This is a genomic window from Flammeovirga aprica JL-4 (assembly GCF_012844305.1).
In the GTDB taxonomy this organism is placed as follows: domain Bacteria; phylum Bacteroidota; class Bacteroidia; order Cytophagales; family Flammeovirgaceae; genus Flammeovirga; species Flammeovirga aprica.
Genome location: NZ_JABANE010000229.1, coordinates 1 through 3,769 on the forward strand (window position 1 = coordinate 1; position 3,769 = coordinate 3,769).

The 3,769-nt window shown below is 30.9% G+C and carries 3 protein-coding genes; all 3 read left to right on the plus strand.

What is annotated here, in order from left to right; genetic code table 11:
• The coding region (locus HHU12_RS33250) for a leucine-rich repeat domain-containing protein (protein WP_169661032.1) at positions 1-995 on the plus strand (995 nt) is incomplete at its 5' end.
• 48 nt (positions 996-1,043) lie between these two features.
• Positions 1,044-2,306, plus strand: coding sequence for a leucine-rich repeat domain-containing protein (locus tag HHU12_RS33255; RefSeq protein WP_169661033.1), 1,263 nt, complete (start codon positions 1,044-1,046; stop codon positions 2,304-2,306).
• Between the two features lie 48 nt (positions 2,307-2,354).
• Positions 2,355-3,617, plus strand: coding sequence for a leucine-rich repeat domain-containing protein (locus HHU12_RS33260; RefSeq protein ID WP_169661034.1), 1,263 nt, complete (start codon positions 2,355-2,357; stop codon positions 3,615-3,617).
• Positions 3,618-3,769: the final 152 nt, after the last annotated feature.

The following is a 3,769-nucleotide window of genomic DNA, read 5'->3' on the forward strand; positions in this document are numbered from 1 at the left end:
TAAAAAAACTTGAGGAAATAAAAATCCTCAACTGTAATGTAACCGAAATCCCAGAGTTTATTACTGAATTCACAGAATTAAAAACATTACGTTTAAATAATAATCCTATAAAAGAATTACCTTCTTTTATTACAGAGTGTAAAAAACTAAGTTTATTAATTTTAACCTCTACAAATATTGCAAGTTTACCAGAAGGGTTTGAAAAGCTACCAATTACTGGCTTATTTTTACAAGGAACAAAAATTAAAGAATTTCCTGATGTTATTTTTCAGTTTGATTCATTGGAACACTTAGGTTTACCTAAAATGAATGAATTGCCATCAGAAATAAGCAATTTTAAAAAACTTAGTGTATTAAAAGTCGAATTGAAAAGTTTTAAATATTTAGACACAATAAAAAGTCTTCGAAATTTAACACTAAACAATAGTACTGGAGCACATTTGCCAGAAGGGTTAGGAAACTTACCTTTATTAGAACATTTACATTTAAGATACTGTAAAAACCTTTTCAAATTACCCTCAACTATAGGTAATCTTAATGGGTTATGGGGACTTGATCTGACCGGTTGTTCTAGACTTACAGGATTACCTTCTTCTCTTAATCAAGTACCAATAGGAATATTGAGACTTAATGAATGCAATAACATACGTTCCGTACCAAAAGGTTTACAAGTTGGGAGTATTTGGGCTAAAGATGTGACTTGGAAAAGTATGCCTGCAGGAATTTTTGATAGCGAAGCAAGCGATCTCAATGTAATCAATCATCAAATCACAGATATCACAGGGATTGGTAGAATGAAAAACTTAGAGAACTTAAACATGACCAACGGAAAAATTAAGCGTATCCCTCCTGATATCAACAAATGTACAAAGCTGAACTTATTACTTTTAGAAGGAAATGAAATTGAAAACACCTACAATGCCGAGATCTCTGAAAATGTGGATACAAGACTTTTAGGAAATCCTGTTTTTGATAGGAAGCAGATTGATGAGTAAAGTAAATTAGAGAAGGTTACTATACTTTCTCTTCATTCTATAGAACAAATGATACATAACAAGACTTCTATTGGTGCTGTGCAACGGAAATTAGCTATTGCTAAATACTTCTATTATTTCATTATTAGTGTAGTGATTATGCTACTAGCAGGTTGCACTAATAACAATGATATGACTGAACATGAAATAAAAAATTATTTAGACAATAAATATGGTAATGATGTTAATTATAAAACCGAAAAAGACGGACATATTTCTAAAGTTAAATTTGTTGATATTCCATCTCTAATCGAAATTCCAGAAGAAATTCGCATATTCAAAGGGTTAGAAGAAATAAAAATTATCAACTGTAATGTCACAGAAATTCCTGAATTTATAACAGAATTTACAGAGTTAAAGTACTTGTGGTTAGAAGGAAACCCTATCAAAGAGTTGCCTTCTTTTATTACTAAATGTCATAAATTGAAGTTATTAGATTTAACTTCTACAAATGTAAGTAGCTTTCCAGAAGGTTTTGGTGAACTACCTATTACAAATGTATATATAGAAAATACTAGAATACAGGGGTTTCCAAGGGAATTATATCAATTTGATGGATTAAAAGAATTAAATCTAAACCCCATCAATGAACTTCCATCAGATATAGGCAGTTTCAAAAAGCTGAAACATTTAAAAGTAGCTTTAAAAAGTTTTAAATATTTGGATACTATCGAGAGCATTGAAAGCTTTACTCTCAATAATAGTATGGGTTCGCATTTACCTGAAGGATTAGGTAATTTACCTTTATTGAATGATCTGAATCTGAGGTATTGTAAAAACCTTTTCAAGTTACCTGCTTCAATGGGTAATTTAAAAATGTTATTGGGGTTAGATATAACAGGGTGTTCACGAATTACCAGCCTTCCTTCCTCACTAAATCAAGTACCTATTGGGATATTAAAACTTGACGAATGTAATGGTTTAAGATCTGTACCAAAAGGTTTACAAGTTGGAAGTATTTGGGCAGAAAATGTAACTTGGAAAAGTATGCCTGTGGGAATTTTTGATAGTGAAGCAAGCGACCTCAATGTCATCAATCATCAAATAACTGATATTACGGGGATTGGTAGGATGAAAAACTTAGAGAACTTAAACATGACCAACGGAAAAATTAAGCGTATCCCTCCTGATATCAACAAATGTACAAAGCTGAACTTATTACTTTTAGAAGGTAATGAAATTGAAAACACCTACAATGCTGAAATCTCTGAAAATGTAGATACAAGACTTTTAGGAAATCCTGTTTTTGATAGGAAGCAGATTGATGAGTAAAGTAAATTAGAGAAGGTTACTATACTTTCTCTTCATTCTATAGAACAAATGATACATAAAAAGGCTTCTATTAGTACTGTGCAACGGAAATTAGCTATTGCTAAATACTTCTATTATTTCATTATTAGTGTAGTGATTATTCTATTGATTGGTTGTACAAACTATAAGGATATGGAAGAACAGGTAGCTTTTAAAAAATTATACGCAAAATATAATGTTGAATATTATGAAAATGATAATAATGATGAACATTTAACAATGATTGTGATAACAGGTGAACCTTCACTTACGGAATTCCCTGAAGAAATGCGAGCTTTCAAAAAATTACAGGAAATAAGATTTATCAATTGTAATGTCACCGAAATCCCTGAATTTATAACTGAATTCCCTGAACTCAAAGCATTATGGTTAGAAGGAAATCCTATTAAGAAAATACCCTCTTTTATTACAAAGTGTCGTAAACTAAATATATTAGATTTATCCAATACAGAAGTAAGTCAATTCCCTGAAGGATTTGGGAATTTACCTATCACAAGTTTATATATTGAAGGTTCTAAAATACAAGGTTTTCCCACTGAACTTTATCAATTTGACTCCTTAACCCATTTATATCTAAACCCAATAAATGAGCTTCCCTCCGATATAGGTAATTTCAAAAAGTTGATACATTTAAAAGTAGCATTAAAAAGTTTTAAATATTTGGATACTATAAAGAGTATTGAACTATTAATACTTAGTAATAGTACGGGTACGCATTTACCTGAAGGATTAGGCAATTTACCTTTATTAAGGGGATTAAAAATGAAATATTGCAAGAGCCTTTTCAAATTACCTTCATCATTGGGTAGCTTAAAGGTTTTATCAAAACTTGATTTAACTGGTTGTACTAGACTTACTGGATTACCTTCTTCCCTTAATCAAATACCAATAGGAACATTGAAGCTTAGTGAATGTAATAACCTACAATCTGTGCCTAAAGGTTTACAGGTGGGAAGTATTTGGGCAGAAAATGTAACTTGGAAAAGTATGCCTGTAGGAATTTTTGATAGCGAAGCTAGTGACCTCAATGTCATCAATCATCAAATCACTGATATTACGGGGATTGGTAGAATGAAAAACTTAGAAAACTTAAACATGACCAACGGAAAAATTAAGCGTATCCCTCCTGATATCAACAAATGTACAAAGCTAAACTTATTACTTTTAGAAGGTAATGAAATTGAAAACACCTACAATGCCGAGATCTCTGAAAATGTGGATACAAGACTTTTAGGAAATCCTGTTTTTGATAGGAAGCAGATTGATGAGTAAAGTAAATTAGAGAAGGTTACTATACTTTCTCTTCATTCTATAGAACAAATGATACATAACAAGACTTCTATTCGTGTTGTACAAAGGAAATTAGCGAGTGCTAAATACTTCTATTATTTCATTATTAGTGTAGTGATTATTCTATTGATTGG